Annotated in this window: 17 protein-coding genes; 16 read left to right on the top strand and 1 reads right to left on the bottom strand. The window is 48.9% G+C overall.

The window, feature by feature from the left end; genetic code table 11:
• The first annotated feature begins 12 nt into the window (after positions 1–12).
• The 10 genes from B5F34_RS11550 (at position 13) to folE (ending at position 9,669) form a co-directional block, all read left to right on the top strand.
• Positions 13–825 (top strand): energy transducer TonB, encoded by an 813-nt coding sequence (locus B5F34_RS11550; protein ID WP_087339069.1) that lies wholly within the window; start codon positions 13–15, stop codon positions 823–825.
• Between the two features lie 17 nt (positions 826–842).
• Entirely contained in the window at positions 843–1,391 is a 549-nt protein-coding gene (locus B5F34_RS11555; protein WP_087339072.1) for a DJ-1 family glyoxalase III, read from the top strand.
• A 10-nt stretch (positions 1,392–1,401) separates the two neighbouring features.
• Positions 1,402–2,061 carry a 2-C-methyl-D-erythritol 4-phosphate cytidylyltransferase gene (locus B5F34_RS11560; RefSeq protein WP_087339076.1) on the top strand — a complete coding sequence of 220 codons (660 nt, stop codon included), beginning with the start codon at positions 1,402–1,404 and terminating at the stop codon, positions 2,059–2,061.
• Between the two features lie 4 nt (positions 2,062–2,065).
• Positions 2,066–4,162 carry an ATP-dependent DNA helicase RecG gene (recG, locus tag B5F34_RS11565; RefSeq protein WP_087339079.1) on the top strand — a complete coding sequence of 699 codons (2,097 nt, stop codon included), beginning with the start codon at positions 2,066–2,068 and terminating at the stop codon, positions 4,160–4,162.
• Positions 4,163–4,649: 487 nt separating this feature from the next.
• A complete protein-coding gene (locus B5F34_RS11575) occupies positions 4,650–5,507 on the top strand; it encodes a M23 family metallopeptidase (protein WP_087339086.1) in 858 nt (285 codons plus the stop codon).
• 110 nt (positions 5,508–5,617) lie between these two features.
• Positions 5,618–6,160, top strand: a complete 543-nt coding sequence (locus tag B5F34_RS11580; protein ID WP_087339089.1) for a DUF1599 domain-containing protein — start codon at positions 5,618–5,620, stop codon at positions 6,158–6,160.
• On the top strand, positions 6,150–7,478 hold the full coding sequence (locus tag B5F34_RS11585) for a BT_3928 family protein (RefSeq protein ID WP_087339092.1): 1,329 nt from the start codon (positions 6,150–6,152) through the stop codon (positions 7,476–7,478). Before B5F34_RS11580 ends, B5F34_RS11585 begins: the two co-directional genes overlap by 11 nt.
• A gap of 20 nt (positions 7,479–7,498) precedes the next feature.
• Positions 7,499–8,254 (top strand): triose-phosphate isomerase, encoded by a 756-nt coding sequence (gene tpiA / locus B5F34_RS11590; RefSeq protein ID WP_087339095.1) that lies wholly within the window; start codon positions 7,499–7,501, stop codon positions 8,252–8,254.
• Between the two features lie 184 nt (positions 8,255–8,438).
• Complete coding sequence (locus B5F34_RS11595) at positions 8,439–8,900, top strand: SPOR domain-containing protein (RefSeq protein ID WP_087339097.1); 462 nt, start codon at positions 8,439–8,441, stop codon at positions 8,898–8,900.
• A gap of 181 nt (positions 8,901–9,081) precedes the next feature.
• On the top strand, positions 9,082–9,669 hold the full coding sequence (gene folE / locus B5F34_RS11600) for a GTP cyclohydrolase I FolE (RefSeq protein ID WP_087339101.1): 588 nt from the start codon (positions 9,082–9,084) through the stop codon (positions 9,667–9,669).
• A gap of 7 nt (positions 9,670–9,676) precedes the next feature.
• Here folE and mazG read toward each other — a convergent pair whose 3' ends face one another.
• Positions 9,677–10,465, bottom strand: a complete 789-nt coding sequence (mazG, locus tag B5F34_RS11605; RefSeq protein ID WP_087339104.1) for a nucleoside triphosphate pyrophosphohydrolase — start codon at positions 10,463–10,465, stop codon at positions 9,677–9,679.
• Positions 10,466–11,148: 683 nt separating this feature from the next.
• Between mazG and B5F34_RS11610 the strand changes: the two genes are divergently transcribed.
• From B5F34_RS11610 to B5F34_RS17370, 6 genes are all read left to right on the top strand, one after another.
• Complete coding sequence (locus B5F34_RS11610; protein WP_087339107.1) at positions 11,149–12,801, top strand: hypothetical protein; 1,653 nt, start codon at positions 11,149–11,151, stop codon at positions 12,799–12,801.
• A gap of 141 nt (positions 12,802–12,942) precedes the next feature.
• Entirely contained in the window at positions 12,943–13,332 is a 390-nt protein-coding gene (locus tag B5F34_RS11615) for a DUF3244 domain-containing protein (RefSeq protein WP_087339109.1), read from the top strand.
• A 724-nt stretch (positions 13,333–14,056) separates the two neighbouring features.
• Positions 14,057–15,094 carry a 6-bladed beta-propeller gene (locus B5F34_RS11625; protein WP_239448930.1) on the top strand — a complete coding sequence of 346 codons (1,038 nt, stop codon included), beginning with the start codon at positions 14,057–14,059 and terminating at the stop codon, positions 15,092–15,094.
• Positions 15,095–15,096: 2 nt separating this feature from the next.
• Positions 15,097–15,978: a DUF1573 domain-containing protein gene (locus B5F34_RS11630; protein WP_087339118.1), complete on the top strand. Its 882-nt coding sequence runs from the start codon at positions 15,097–15,099 to the stop codon at positions 15,976–15,978.
• A gap of 61 nt (positions 15,979–16,039) precedes the next feature.
• On the top strand, positions 16,040–16,417 hold the full coding sequence (locus B5F34_RS11635; protein WP_087339121.1) for a 6-bladed beta-propeller: 378 nt from the start codon (positions 16,040–16,042) through the stop codon (positions 16,415–16,417).
• Positions 16,418–16,597: 180 nt separating this feature from the next.
• Positions 16,598–16,790, top strand: a 193-nt coding sequence (locus B5F34_RS17370) for an NVEALA domain-containing protein (RefSeq protein WP_239448931.1), incomplete at its 3' end; no start/stop codon positions are given.

The raw sequence follows: 16,790 nt of genomic DNA on the forward strand, positions 1-16,790 counted from the left end.
GCCTGATTCATCATGACGGATGCGAAAAAGAAAGGAAAATATATAGGTATCATCGGCGCAGTGGTGGTGCACATCGGTGTGATAGCCTTTTTGCTGGTCGTTACCTTCGCTTTGCCTGAACCTCAGGAAGAAAGCGGTGTGCCCGTCATGCTGGGAGATGTTCCGCAATCTTCCGGATGGGCAGACCCGTCGCTGGTAGAAGTGGAAACCATGCCAGACGAACCTACCATCCCTCAGGAAACCGCAGAACAGGAACTTCTTACGCAAGACATGGAGGAGACGGTTTCGCTGACTCCGGAAAATAAATCGCCCGAAGAAGTGAAGAAGCCCGAGAAAACAGAGGCAGAAAAAGCCGAAGAAGCCCGCCGGCTGGCTGAAGCCCGTGCCGAACAGCAACGTCGTGAGGCCGAAGAGGCTGCACGCCAGAAAGTGGCAGGAGCTTTCGGAAAAGGGGCCAAAATGGGAAGCCGGGGAAACGCAGAAACCGGCGATGGCTTGCAGGGAAGTCCTCAGGGCAATGCACCGGAGGGCGCTTCAACGGGAGTAGGTGGCTATGGTGAGTTCGATTTAGGAGGACGTTCCATTGGTGCGGGAGGCTTGCCACGGCCGGTGTATAACGTGCAGGACGAAGGGCGTGTGGTGGTGACCATTACCGTCAACCCGGCGGGATACGTCATTGCTACTTCTATCAACAAGCGGACCAATACTGTCAACCCGGCCTTGCGCAAAGCGGCGGAAGATGCGGCTCGTAAGGCTCGGTTTAACGCAGTAGAAGGACTGAACAACCAAGTGGGAACAATTACATATTACTTTAATCTAAAATAAAAGAGGAGACTTAATTTATGGGTACAGTTTATGTTTTCTTTGCCGATGGCTTTGAAGAAATGGAGGCTTTTGCAGCTGTAGATATTTTGAAACGTGCCGGTGTAAAGGTGCAGATGGTAACCGTGACCGACGATGAGATAGTAAGGGGCGCTCATGGTGTTCCTGTGCTGTGCGATAAGAACTTTGCCAACTGCGATTTCTTCGATGCTGAGATGTTGGTTCTGCCTGGTGGGCTGCCTGGTGCCACGACGTTGTCCGAACATGCCGATTTGGGCAAGTTGCTGGTGCGTTTTGCTGATGCCGGCAAGAATATTGCCGCTATTTGCGCCGCTCCCATGGCATTGGGCAAGTTGGGTCTGTTGAAAGGCAAAAAGGCCACGTGCTATCCGGGTTTTGACAAATACCTGGAGGGTGCGGAGTATACCGGCAACATGGTAGAGAAAGACGGCAATATCATTACCGGCAAGGGACCGGGAGCCTGCATGAAGTTTGCTTTGGCTTTGGTAGAGCATTTGTGTGGCAAAGAAAAAGTTAAAGAACTGGAGGAGGCTATGTGCCTGCGTTAAAATCTGTATAATGATGGAATATGTGCTGATTGTAGCCGGAGGCAAAGGTTTGCGTATGGGGGCAGATATACCCAAGCAGTTCCTTCCCGTAGGAGGGAAACCGGTGCTGATGCGTACACTGGAAGCATTCTATGCCTACAATCAGGACATGCGAATCATATTGGTACTCCCGCATGGCCAGCAGGATTATTGGAAAAGGCTGTGCGGGGAGTACCGTTTTGATATACCTCATAGCATTGCCGATGGAGGGGAAACCCGTTTCCACTCCGTGCGCAATGGCTTGGCACTGGTAGATGAGCCGGGGCTGGTGGGGGTGCATGACGGTGTCCGTCCGTTTGTGTCGCAAGAAGTCATTGCTCGTTGCTATGCATTGGCTGCTACGGAGCTTGCTGTTGTTCCTGTGGTAAAAGTGGTGGAAACTGTCCGTCGGCTGACCGATGCGGGAAGCATTACCGTCAACCGGGATGAATACCGCCTGGTACAAACTCCTCAGGTCTTTGACGGAGAAGTATTGAAGCAGGCATACAGCCAGCCTTATACCTCGGCCTTTACCGATGATGCCTCTGTGGTGGAGGCGTGGGGCGTTCCTGTCACATTAACGGAAGGCAACCGCGAAAATATCAAGATTACCACACCGTTTGACCTTAAAGTGGCTGCTGCCCTCTTGTAACTCCATGTTCGACCTTTCCACGAGTGATATAAAATATCTGACGGGGGTAGGGCCGCAACGGGCTGCCTTGCTCAACAAGGAATTGGGCATCTACTCCATGTACGACCTGCTTTGTTATTATCCTTATAAGTACGTTGACCGAAGCCGTATCTATACCATTCGTGAGATAGACGGTTCGATGCCTTATATCCAGCTGAAGGGAGAAATCCTGGGCACGGAGCTGACCGGTGAGGGACGTGGACGGCGGCTGATAGCCCATTTCTCGGACGGTACAGGCATCGTGGATCTGGTGTGGTTTCAAGGAATTAAATATGTGGTGGGTAAATATAAGGTGCACAAGGAGTACATTGTCTTTGGCAAGCCGGCTCCTTTCAACGGGCGTTTCAATATAGCTCATCCGGATATTGACGAGGTGTCAGAGCTGAAACTTTCGACCATGGGCATGCAGCCTTATTACAATACGACGGAACGGATGAAGCGCAGCTTCCTGAACTCGCGCGCCATAGAGCAGATGATGGCTACCCTTTTGGCTCAGATTTCAGAACCGTTGCCCGAGACACTGTCGCCCGCCATCTTGGCAGAGAACCATTTGATGCCCATTACCGATGCCCTGCGTAACATTCATTTCCCTGCCAATGCCGACTTGCTGCGCAAGGCCCAATACAGACTGAAGTTTGAGGAGTTGTTTTATGTGCAGCTCAACATCCTGCGCTACGCCCGCGACCGGCAATGGCGTTATCGGGGATATGTCTTTGGAAAGGTGGGCGAGATATTCAATACCTTCTATTCCCAACATCTTCCTTTTGAATTGACAAATGCCCAAAAGCGTGTACTAAAAGAAATTCGTCGCGACTTAGGCTCCGGGCGTCAGATGAACCGCCTGCTGCAGGGCGACGTGGGAAGCGGCAAGACGTTGGTGGCCCTGATGAGTATGCTGATTGCCTTGGACAATGGCTATCAGGCTTGCCTCATGGCGCCTACCGAAATCTTGGCTAACCAGCATTATGATACCATCTGTCATTTCCTGCAAGGTATGGATATTCGGGTAGAGTTGCTGACCGGTTCTGTCAAAGGCAAACGGCGGGAGGCTATCCTTGCCGGTTTGTTGGCTGGCGAGGTGCATATCCTGATAGGGACCCATGCGCTGATAGAAGACACCGTGCATTTTGCTTCGCTGGGGTTGGCTGTGATTGATGAGCAGCACCGTTTTGGTGTGGCACAACGTTCGCGCCTCTGGGCCAAGAACGAACGGCCACCTCATGTGCTGGTGATGACTGCCACACCCATTCCCCGCACATTGGCCATGACGCTCTATGGCGATTTGGATGTGTCTGTCATCGATGAACTTCCACCCGGCCGCAAGCCCATAGCTACCATCCATCAGTTCGACAATCATCGTGAAAGCCTGTATCGCTCCATCCGCAAGCAGATAGACGAGGGGCGTCAGGTGTACATCGTCTATCCATTGGTGAAGGAGAGCGAGAAAGTGGATTTGAAAAACGTGGAGGAAGGCTATGAACGCATTTGTGCTGCCTTTCCCGATTGTAAGGTGTGCAAAGTGCACGGTCAGATGAAGCCCGCCGATAAGGATGCCCAAATGCAGCTCTTCGTGTCGGGAACTGCACAAATTATGGTGGCGACTACGGTGATAGAGGTGGGCGTCAATGTGCCCAACGCTTCGGTGATGGTCATTGAGAATGCGGAGCGTTTCGGCCTCTCCCAATTGCATCAGTTAAGGGGCAGGGTGGGACGTGGCGCCGATCAGTCTTATTGTATTTTGGTGACCGGCTATAAGTTGGCGGAAGATACCCGCAAGCGGCTGGAAATTATGGTGCGCACCAACGACGGCTTCGAGATTGCTGAGGCAGACCTCAAGTTGCGTGGTCCCGGCGATTTGGAGGGCACCCAGCAAAGCGGTATCGCTTTTGACTTGAAAATAGCCGACATTGCCCGCGACGGCCAACTTTTGCAGTATGTGCGTGAAGTGGCCCAGAAGGTGATAGACGCTGATCCCGAAGGCACGATGCCTGAAAACGAAATTCTGTGGCGTCGCCTTAAAGCCTTGCGCAAAACTAATGTCAACTGGGCAGCCATCAGTTGAATGCCCGTCCACCGGACCGACTTTTCCATGCTCTTGCCGGTAACAAATCTTTTCAAGCGCGGAGAAGCAAATTTCCAAAGGCTTGGCAGCAACCTGCCAAAGGCTTGGCAGCCGCCTGCATATAGCTTGGAAATAACGGGCTGTCTGGCAGGAAAATATGTCCGTACTACCATCAATGTTGCCTACAGGCAGCCAACATACCCGTCTTTTCTTCGTTCCTCCGAAGTTCTTCCGGTGTCTTTCCGGAAAATTGTCCTGGCAGGAATTTCTGGCAAAAAGATGAAATGTGTTGTAAAACATATTTCCTATTATATCGTTGTGTTATAGGAGTTTATCTTTATTTTCATTGCATCTGTTAGGGAATTTGATTAAAAAATGGTTAAGAACCGATTCGCTGTTTCAACAAGAAGTATTATCTTTGGGAGAATTTTAAAAAATACAATCAAGAACTCGGTGTTTAGACATCATAAATGAATAACTGAACGTAATGAAATTGCCTTTAATTAAAACATTCTGCTTGGCTGCGATGGCGGTATGTAGTTTGAACGCTTTTTCGCAAGACCTCATCGCCCGCCAGGCCCCTATAGACCGGAAGCTCAAGAGTGTAGACTCCCTGGCCCTTCAGAAACAAATCCGCGTAGAACAGTCGCTTTATCCCGCTTTCGATATTTATCCCTCCTGGAACAACGAAACAGTAGGTTACAAAGACGCCATCGTCCCCGATTCATATACTTTCGACCTCACAGGTTTTTGCATGCCTACGGAACACACTAAAATCACAGATGTTTTCGGTTACCGTCCTCGTCGTCGCAGAGGACATTACGGACTTGACATCAAGGTCTATGTCGGCGATACGATTCGTGCGGCTTTCGATGGAAAAGTCCGTATCGTGAAAAATCAAGGACGCCGCGGATATGGCAAATATGTGGTGATTCGACACGACAATGGTCTGGAAACCGTCTACGGACATTTGTCCAAACAATTGGTGGAAGAAGACCAACTGGTGAAAGCTGGCGAACCTATAGCGTTGGGAGGCAACACGGGACGCTCTACGGGTTCGCACCTGCACTTCGAAACCCGCTTCCTGGGCACACCGTTGAACCCTGCGTTGATGTTTGATTTCGAGAAACAGGATATTGTGGCAGATACTTATACGTTCCATAAGTCGAAGTCCGATTCTAAAAATACCACTTCGCCCAAGGGACTCTTCTACAAGGTCAAGAAAGGCGATACGCTGGAAAAGATTGCCCGCCGGCAAGGCACGAGTGTGCGCCAGCTCTGCAAGCTGAACCGTATTACCACGCGCACCATCTTGCGCCCCGGACAAGTATTGCGTTGCTCATAAAAAAACGTAGACAATCATACGCAGGAAGAGGGTACTTTAATATAATTTAGAGTGCCCTCTTTCCTTTTTCCCTATATTTTCCTACCTTTGCACGAGATTTGCCAAGGATTATGAACGATACGAAGCAACAATTTGAACATGCTATTGCCGTTTGCCGCGATTTGTTTGCCAAGAAGCTGCACGATTACGGACCGGCGTGGCGCATACTGCGTCCGGTTTCTGTGACCGATCAGCTTTTCATCAAGGCCAACCGCATACGCAGCATCGAGACCAAAGGGGTGGCACTGGTGAATGAAGGTGTCCGCTCCGAGTTTATGGCCATTGTCAACTATGGCATCATCGGGCTGATTCAGCTGGAACTGGGCTATGCCGAAAAGGCGGATATTTCCAACGATGAGGCGCTGGCCCTTTATGACAAGTATGCCAAAGCTTCCTTGGAGCTGATGCTGGCCAAGAATCATGATTATGATGAGGCCTGGCGCAGTATGCGCATCAGTTCGTACACCGACCTGATACTGATGAAAATCTACCGCACTAAGCAGATTGAGTCGTTGGCCGGCGAGACGCTGGTATCCGAAGGGGTGGATGCCAACTACATGGATATGATAAACTATTCTGTATTTGCTTTGATTAAGATAGAGTTTGGAGACTGATAACAGACATATCGTGCAAAAGGTGACAGTGAATCTGTGCCGTTTCGTGTTGGGAGCTACCTTCATCTTCTCCGGTTTTGTCAAGGCAGTGGACCCGCTGGGGTTCTTCTATAAAATCCAAGACTATCTGGAGGCTTTCGGCATAGGCGAATGGTTACATCCTATCCTCATCTTATTGTCGGGCATCGGTTTGTCATCCATCGAGTTCTGTGTGGGTATCTTTCTCTTTTTCGGCATACGGCGCGGAATGTCATCGTTCACGGCTTTGCTGATGATGGCGTTCATGACTCCGCTGACGTTCTACCTGGCCCTGTTCAATCCGGTGCCCGATTGCGGCTGTTTTGGCGATGCCTGGGTGTTGACCAACTGGCAGACGTTTGGCAAGAACGTGGTGCTGTTGGCTGCCGCCATGGTGGTATTCAGATGGAGAAAGCAGGTGGTGCGCTTTGTAACCTCCAAATTGGAGTGGATGGTGTCTATGTACAGCTTTCTGTTCATCTTTGTGCTTTCTTTCTATTGCTTGGCCTATCTGCCCATCTTCGACTTCCGTCCCTACAAAATCGGGGTGAATATACCGCAGGCCATGGAAATCCCCGAAGGGGCCAAGCCCAGTGTGTTCGAGGCGCGTTTTGTGTTGGAGAAAGACGGAAAGCAAAAAGAATTTACCACCGAAAACTATCCTTATGAAGACAGCACGTGGGTATTTGTCGAAGTGCGTTCGGTATTGGTGGAACAGGGATATGAACCTCCGGTCAAAGACTTCTATATCGCAGACCTGAACACGGATGAGAGCCTGACCGACCGGATTCTGTCCGATTCAAATTATGTCTTCTTGCTGGTGATGCACCGGGTGGAGGAGGCAGATGACGGAAATATCGACCTCATCAATGAGATATACGACTATAGTGTCGAGCATGGCTATGCTTTCTATGCCCTGACTTCTTCACCGCGCGATGCCATCGAGTTGTGGAGTGACCGCACGGGCGGCGAATATCCTTTCGGTATCATGGATGATATTACGCTGAAGACCATTATCCGCTCTAATCCGGGCCTGTTGTTGCTGAAAGGAGGCACCATCTTGAATAAATGGAGCGATAACCGTCTGCCCGATGAATATGTGTTGACCGACAGCCTTGATAAGTTGCCTTTAGGTCGCCAGAAACCTGTGAGCGATGGGCGTACCATGGGCTATGTCTTGCTTTGGTTTATCTTGCCTTTGCTGGCAGTCATCGCACTGGATGTGCTGGTGGTGAAGCGGCGGGCACGGCGTAAGGCCAGGGAGCAGCTGTCGTTCGAAAAAGAAGAAAACATTCATTAACCCTTTAATAATAAACAATTATGAGAAAGAACATTGTAGCAGGAAACTGGAAAATGAACAAGACTCTCCAAGAGGGTATTGCTCTGGCAAAAGAACTGAATGAAATGTTGGCTGGCGAGAAGCCCAATTGTGACGTCATCATCTGCACGCCCTTCATCCACTTGGCTTCGGTTACTCCGCTGGTAGATCCTGCCAAGATTGGCGTAGGTGCTGAAAACTGCGCCGACAAGGAATCGGGTGCTTATACAGGCGAAGTTTCTGCCGCTATGGTTGCTTCTACGGGTGCCAAGTATGTCATCCTGGGTCACTCTGAGCGTCGTGCTTACTACCACGAAACAGTTGAAATCCTGGAAGAGAAGGTTAAACTGGCTTTGGCTCACGGTTTGACTCCTATCTTCTGCATCGGTGAAGTGCTGGAAGAGCGTGAAGCTGGCAAGCAGAACGAAGTGGTAGCTGCTCAGTTGGCTTCTGTATTCTCTCTCTCTGCCGAAGACTTCTCCAAGATTATCCTGGCTTACGAACCTGTATGGGCTATCGGCACCGGCAAGACTGCTACCCCCGAGCAGGCACAGGAAATCCATGCTTTCATCCGCTCTCAGGTAGCTGCGAAGTATGGTCAGGAAGTGGCCGAGAACTGCTCTATCCTCTACGGTGGAAGCTGCAAGCCTTCTAACGCCAAGGAACTCTTCGCCAATCCCGACGTGGACGGTGGACTGATTGGTGGCGCTGCGCTGAAAGCTGCTGACTTCAAGGGCATCATCGACGCTTTTAACTGATTCTGAGGCAAAAGAAGAATGAAGAATGAAAGATGAAGAACGGTTTTGCCGGGACTTTATGGCTCGTTCTTCATTCTTTTGTTTTGCTTGTTTCCCGAAGTGGTGAAGCCGCCGGTCCAGTGCCTTTTGCGGCCCGGCGTTTTGATATAAACCTATTTTCAACAATGACTTACCTGTTTTGCGTATGAAGAAGCTACTGTTATTTCTGGCAGCCGGTCTTTTGTCTGTGTGCTGCGCCTCGGCTCAGGACAAGGGCATTCTGAATAGCCTGCAGCGCGATGTGCCCGGACAGGGTAAGGTGACCATCCACCAAGATGCCCGCATTGCCGCGCTGGTGGGTTCGGATGCCGTGCCTGTGGGTGTTGACGGTTCGCGTGTGATTAAGAAAGCAGGTTACCGCATCCAAGTATATGCCGGCAACAATACCCGTGCCGCCAAGAACGAAGCCCATGCGGTGGCCACGCGGCTGAAAACCCTGTTTCCCGACCTTCCGGTCTACACCACTTTCAATCCTCCTCGTTGGCTGTGCCGCGCGGGCGATTTCAGCACCATCGAAGAGGCCGATGCTGTGATGCGCCAGTTGCGTGCCGTTGGCGATTTTAAGGCGGTATCCATTGTGCGGGAACAAATCAACATTCCGCTTTAATATATCTATGTACAGCAGTAAGCGTAGTTTATCGGAAAGCGTTCCCTTTCCGGCATGGAGAAGAATGCCTTGTGGCCAGCCATGCCGTTACCGCCCGGACAAATAAGGGAAAGCCTGTTGCACTACGTTGACATGAGTTTAATTTAGTTACTTAATCTATCCCTCTTAATCATTTTGTATCATGTTAGGAAAAGAAGTTATCACATCACCTTATCTGGACGAACTGAAAGAACATTACCACCGCATACTCACTCTGTTGGGCGAAGACCCTTCCCGCGAAGGGCTGCTGAAGACCCCGGAGAGAGTGGCCAAAGCCATGCTGACGCTGACAGGAGGCTATGCCATGGACCCGCACGAAGTGTTGCGTTCGGCCAAGTTTAAGGAAGACTATAACCAGATGGTTATTGTGAAAGACATTGATTTCTTTTCTCTTTGCGAGCATCACATGTTGCCCTTTTACGGCAAGGCACACGTGGCATACATCCCCAACGGCTATATCACAGGGCTCAGCAAGATTGCCCGCGTAGTAGACATTTTCTCGCACCGCCTGCAAGTGCAGGAACGCATGACACTGCAAATCAAGGAATGCATCCAAGAGACGCTGAATCCGTTGGGAGTGATGGTGGTTGTGGAGGCCAAGCACATGTGCATGCAGATGCGTGGCGTAGAGAAGCAGAATGCCATCACCACCACTTCCGATTTCTCAGGCGGATTCAATCAGGCCAAGACGCGCGAAGAGTTTATGAATCTGATTAAGAACGGGCGGTAAGACAAGCCTACTTCTCCAACTTCTTGGCTTCTTCCCAAATCTTATCCATCTCTTCCAGCGTCATCTCCTGCAGGTTTTTCCCTTCTTTGAGGGTGTGCGCTTCCAGATAGTTGAAGCGGTGGATAAACTTCTGGTTGGTGCGCTCCAGTGCATTGTCTGGATTGATTTTATACAGTCGGGCGGCGTTGATAAGGCTGAACAAGACATCGCCGAATTCCGCCTCGGCTTTGTCCTTGTCCAGGCGGGTCACTTCGTCCTGGAATTCCCGGATTTCCTCCTTCACCTTGTCCCATACTTGTTCGCGTTCTTCCCAGTCGAACCCCACGTTGCGCGCCTTGTCCTGGATGCGGTAGGCCTTGATGAGCGAAGGCAGGGCGGCAGGCACACCGCTCAGTACGGTCTTGTTTCCTCCTTTTTCCTTCAGCTTCAATTGTTCCCAGTTCTCGGCCACCTGTCCGGCCGTTTCTGCCTTGGCGTCTCCAAAAACGTGCGGATGCCGGTAGATGAGTTTCTCGCAAAGGCGGTCGCACACATCCTTGATGTCAAAGTCGCCCGTTTCGCTGCCTATCTTGGCATAGAAAGCCACGTGCAGCAACACATCGCCCAGTTCCTTGCATATATCCGTCTTGTCATCGCGCATCAGGGCGTCACAAAGTTCGTAAGTCTCTTCTATGGTGTTGGGGCGCAGGCTTTCGTTGGTCTGTTTGCGGTCCCAGGGGCATTTCTCGCGCAGTTCGTCGAGGATGTCGAGGAAGCGTCCGAAAGCTTCCATCTGTTCTTGTCTGGTATGTAACATGTAGGAATACTTTTATAACATTTCGCTTGCGAAGTTACGCAGAAAGCTTGGATAAGCCAACGGATTCGAGGGAAAAAAGCCAAACAATGGCAGATAAGCTGTGCCGCCCTGGCTGCGTAACGTAAACCTTAGAGTTACGCGGCTAAACCTTAGAGTTATGCGGCTAAACCTTAACTTGAGGTTTCTAAAATGGCATTTTACAATCCTATGGTATTGGTTTGATAACCAGCAGACTGGTTCTTATATACTGCGAGCCTGCTGCTTAGCGCTTGGAAGCGGGTTGCTTAGCGCTTGGCTGTTTTCTGTGCAGGGCTTGTCATTTTCCGACAGAAAGTTACGGAGCTTTGTGTCTCTGTGTGTTTACTTGGTATCATTTAAGTAGTTGTTGATATTTAGTTTATATGATGTGTATCTGTCTTGTTGAGCGGAGCGCAGCGAAGTCGAAACATCTCCCGAAAGACACGATTCCCTTGGATAGTGCATGTCATGAGATTCTTCGACTACGCCCTACGGGCTTCGCTCAGAATGACAGACACCTCATTCTCCATGATAGTATAAACTAATTCTGATTGATTACTTAATTTTGCACATTTGCTTACTATAAATTGTAAGGCGGTAAATTTGGCTTTCCCCTTTTTTTTCCCGACTTTTGTAGAGAAATCCATGATAAACAACCGACAGATATGTACAAACACATGATTCTTTGGATGATTTCCTGGCTGTTTCTCTCTGCCTGCATCGGTGGAGAATCGCACACCCGCCTGTGGTTGGCACGTGCCGATTCGCTGCTGGAAGCGCAACCGGACAGTGCCTTGCACCTGCTGCAGGTGATGCCGCTCCGAGATTTGACAGACCCGGACGACCGGATGTATTATGCCCTGCTGCTGGCGCAGGCAAAGTATAAGAACTATCTTCCATTGGAGGGCGACTCCCTGCTGCTGGCGCTTGCCTCCCATTATGCCACTCAAGGCAACACTGCCTTGCAGGCACGCGCCTGCTATGCCTTGGGATGCACCTACAGCGAGGGGAAAAACTACGGTGATGCCTATAAAGCCTATCATGAGGCTGCGCACCTGGCCCGCCGGGCGGGGGACAACCGCACGCTGGGACAGATTTACAACAACCTGGCCTATATCTGCCTGAACCAAGGCATGCCGGAGCGGGCAGATTCCTTATACCGGGAGATAGAAGTGCTGGCGCTGCAGACAGGAGACAGCCTGAGGCTGGCGGAAGCGTTGCTGCGCAGGGGAGGGCAGGCTTTGGCTTTGGGGAAGGACCATTATGCGGAAGCAGAAAGGCTGATCGGGCAGGGTGCCGGGATGGCACGCCTGTTGCACTCGCCGGGTTGCCTGCACCTGGCATATGTGTCGCTATATGCCTTATATAATTACGCCGGGCAGGATGAGAAAGCATGGGAAGTGGCGCAAGAATACAGGAGGGTGGCAGATTCTGCCAATTACGCAAGGGCCAATTTGTTATTGGCCAACTCATATATCGGCTTATCGCAGTATGATTCTGCCGCAATTTGTCTGCAGGAAGCCTTATCTGCCGGTAATGATGAAATCCGGCTCAATGCATACGACCTGTTGATTGAGCTTTCGGAAAGGAAAGCGGATTTCAAGCAGGTGATGCATTGGCGGGATGAAAAAGACCGCGACTGGCAGATGCAAGATAAACAACGTCAGGAGAAACAGGTGGCCGTCGCGGCCAAAGAAGTGGAGTTTCAACAGATATGGAGCCAGCATGCTGCCCAAATGAAATCCACATTATATTATACGTTAGGCGGGTTGTTGGGGTTGGTTCTTGTTGCCCTTGTTTGGAGGTTGCACCGCCGTCATGCCTCAAAGATGGCAATCAAGGAGTCGGAAGAGCCGGGTCTTCCTTCGTTACATCCCGATGATTGGGAAGGAGGGATGGAGGCAGACCGACAGGAACCTTGGGATTTTGCTGCTTTTGCCGCCAAGGTACGGCAGGCTGGAACGTATGGCCGCTGGATGTTTCTATTGGACCAGCATGAAAAAACGGGAGAATACAGTCCGGTGCGGGATAGCCGGCAATGGCAGGAATTCCTGCAGGAAGCGGAGGCGTTGCTTCCGGGCCATCAAGAAGCTTTATGCCGGAAATATCCCGCTCTTACTATCCGGGATCTTTTCTGTTGTTATTTGTATATGCTGGATTTCTCGGACGAGCAGGTCGGTGTTCTGATTGGCAGGGAAAGGACCAGTGTTTATCGCATGCGGAGGACTCTGCTTAAAGACAAAATGGGGGCGACCTTCTTAACCAAGGAAGAACTGGTGAACCGATGCCAGGACACAACTGCTTTGCGGCAACATTGATTTGAAAATAAATGGATTACAACTGTTTTGCAACAAAAATACAACGAAAATACAACATAAATACAACAAAAATACAACAAGGAGTTATGTAAAATGTCGGTATTTTTGCGATACAAATTCAAACCATAAATTCATAAAGTTATGAAAGGTATAATTGCTGTTTTGTGCTTTTCCCTATTGGGCTTATCCAACGCTTGGGGTGAGAATGAAAAGACTTCTGACACAACCACAGAGAACGAGACACCGAAAATTGACTTGGATGTATTGACAGGAGTGCCTCCTACTCGTTCTTTTTATGCAGGAGAGCCGGAAGCTACCTTGAACGGTTCCTGCATCCAAGTGTCTTTTGCCGAGGCGGTGCCTTATGCCAGCATTTATGTGGCAAATGCCAGCACTGGCGAAGTGGTGTACGCAATGGAATATGCCTGTCAGTCAATGATGGATATTGATTTGTCCGGCTGCCAGGCGGGGGAATATATCCTGCGGATAGAAACAGAGGATGCGGTTTATGAAGGATCGTTCTCCTTGTAGCAAAGTAACAAACGTAATGACAATCTATGGATGAAGGATGCCCGGCTTTTGTCCGTTGTTGCGGAGGAAGCCGGGTATGCCAACCCTAAAAAAGGAAGGATGGTGTGCTAAAATTATCTGATGTATTTTTATACGGCATACGTTGCCGGATACCTTTGAAAGGATAGATGCGAAAAACTAAACGTAAGGTTTAATCAATAAAAAACGAATTGATATGAAAAAGTATGTTTTAACGCTCATTGTTACCTTGATGGTAGGCGTAGGCGGTTATGGATTCTATACTGCCCAAAATAGACAAGCTGCACTCAGCTCTCAAGCTCAATTGTTGTTGGATAATGTGGAGGCTCTTGCGGACTATGAACTTCCGGAAGTTGTCGTTAACTGTTCTTATAGATGCAATGACGGTAGAGGACAATGCTGGAAAAGGAGCACGAACCTACTAGATTGTGAATGGTCCGGAAACTCTAATGATTATTGTCAGTGCCCTTCCTAACCTTTATAGGTGAGAAAATCGTTTGATATAAAGGAATGGGAATTTTACCGATTCATAACATGAATAAATAGATAGGCATGTTGGAGTATTGTTTGATATAAATACATGCCTATCTTAAAACTGATAACAATGAATAAAAAATTTTTTTCTCTGCTTGCCATTGTCCTTTTATGTGGCTTCTTATTCTATTCGTGCCAGCCATCGGCAACGGACACACCTGCTTGCCAAGTATTGAAAGTAGAGCTGAAACCAAACACTCCAAGTGTGCATGACTTGTTCTCGCGCATAGAGGTCGTACCTTTAGAAGACCATAACGACAGTTGTCTGGTGATGCGGCTGAGTAAGGTATTTCCCTATAAAGACAAGATTTATGTGTTGGATAGAAAAATTCCGGCTTGTTACGAGTTTGATAAAAACGGTAACTTCATACGCCCAATAGGAAAGACAGGCAATGGTCCCGGAGAATATATCCATGCAGATGACTGCCTGATAGACGAAGCCAGACAAGAGATTGTATTGATGGAATGTTTCGGTTTTTTGTATGTATATGACATGACCGGGAAGTTCCTTCGGAAAGTGAAGATGCAGGATCTCATGGCGTGCCATTCTTTTGCCCTGACCTCGGATGGCAAATATGCTTTATGGAACGGAGCAGCCACAAAAGACCAGTCGGCTATAAACTTATTTGACTTTGACGGGAATCTTGTAAAAGGCTATTGGCATCAGCCTGAACAGTTCAATTGGATGCTTTTAAGTGTCTTTTATAGCTACGCAGGAAACACATATTTCTCTACAGGTTATTCTCCTGATGTTTATGAATTGTCCGCTGATACGCTGCAGGCAGTTTATCAATGGGATTTTGGTGAAAATAATCTGTCGCCAAGTGTGTTGAGAAATATAGAAAATGAAGATGAAAGCCATAGTGATAAATTGGTTGGAGAATATTTGGAAAATGGTACATTACCTTATAGTTTTGACACTCAATATCAGAATGAGCGTTATTATTATGTCCGATTGACAAAAAGTTACGGTAATTTATTGTATGACATCTTCTATGACAAGCAGACCGGCTATTCGTTTGTCTTTGACAAAGTGAAAGAAGGTTTCTCCATCTCTCCATTAGCGATGACTGACGAATATATGCTATGCCTGCTCAAATACGAGGACTTTGACCTGATGAAAGAGGTATTGCCGGAAGATGAATATGCCAAATTGACGAAGTTGGACGAGGAATCCAACCCCTGTTTATTACGATTATACTTTAAATAGCCATGAAGCAACCCATCTTATTTCTATTGTTGGCGCTCGCTTGCACCCAATTGTTCTCCTGTTCGGGAAATAAGTCTGCCCGCGATACTATCCAAGCCCAGTTGGAAGCCTGGCAGGGGAAAGAAATCCTTTTCCCGGAGGATATCCGTTTTACCACCGTGCGAGGAGATGAAGAGGCAGATTTCCAGGTATCCGATTCCACTTACAAGATATTGACCTACTTGGATTCCATCGGCTGTGGCAGTTGCAAGCTTAATCTGGCTGGTTGGAAGAAACTGGTAGAATATTTTCATGAAGTAGCAGAGATGGATGTGCAGTTCTTGTTTTTCTTCCATCCGGACAATGTGCGCGATGTGAAAGTGCAGATGAAGCGGGACAGTTTCGCCTATCCTGTCTGCTTTGACCGCGAGGATGCGCTGAACAAGCTGAACCACTTTTCCTCCGAACTGCAGCTGCAGACCTTCCTGTTGGATAAGGACAACAAGGTGGTGGCCGTGGGCAACCCGGTCTATAGCCCCCAGGTCAAGGGGCTCTACCTGCGCATCCTTGCTCCGGCTTTGAAACAGGAGAACATTAACCAGACAGAAGCATCCGTTTCCTTCCAGGATATTCGGTTAGGCACTTTCAAAGTCGGTGAACGGCGGGACACTACCGTTTATATCCATAACACGGGTAGCGGTCCGCTGGTGGCATACGATGTGCAGGCATCCTGCGGCTGCACGGAAGTGGAGTACGACCAGCATCCCATCCTGCCGGGGGACAGTCTTGCCCTGCGCATCGGGTTTGAATACAACCAGCGGGGTGCTTTTGACAAGATTGTGCTGTTGTACGGCAATGTGGCGAAGTCGCCACTGGTGTTTCATGTAAGAGGAATGTTGGAATAAACAACCATTCATATAAGGTTTGAACTATTTTCTTTGCGATACCTAATAACGACTGATAACAATGAAGAACCAAACTCTTTTCCAATGTGTCGCCGCTCTATTCTGCGGCTTCTTATTCTATTCGTGCCAGCCATCAACGGATACCTCCGATTGCCCTGTTTTGAAAGTCGATTTGAGGGAAAGCACTCCGAGCATAAAAGAGTTGTTCTCTCGCATAGAGGTTGTACCTTTAGAAGACCATAACGACAGTTGCCTGGTGATGCGTCTGACCAAGGTACTTCCTTATAAAGACAAGATTTATGTGGTGGACAGAAAGATTCCGGCATGTTACGAGTTTGATAGAAACGGTAATTTCATACGTCAGATTGGACATGCAGGCAATGGTCCCGGAGAATATATTTATGCGGATGTAACCAGCGTAATGACAATCTATGGGTGAAGGATGCCCGGCTTTTGTCCGTTGCTGCGGAGGGAGCCGGGTATGCCAACCCTAAAAAAGAAAGGATGGTGTGCTAAAATTATCTGATGTATTTTTGTACGGCATACGTTGCCGGGTACCTTTGAAAGGATAGATGCGAAAAAATAGACGTAAGGTTTAATCAACAAAAAACGAATTGATATGAAAAAGTATGTTTTAACGCTCATTGTTACCTTGATGGTAGGCGTAGGCGGTTATGGATTCTATACTGCCCAAAATAGACAAGCTGCACTCAGCTCTCAAGCTCAATTGTTGTTGGATAATGTGGAGGCTCTTGCGGACTATGAACTTCCGGAAGTTGTCGTTAACTGTTCTTATAGATGCAATGACGGTA

The organism is Mediterranea sp. An20, assembly GCF_002160055.1.
Classification (GTDB): domain Bacteria; phylum Bacteroidota; class Bacteroidia; order Bacteroidales; family Bacteroidaceae; genus Bacteroides; species Bacteroides avicola.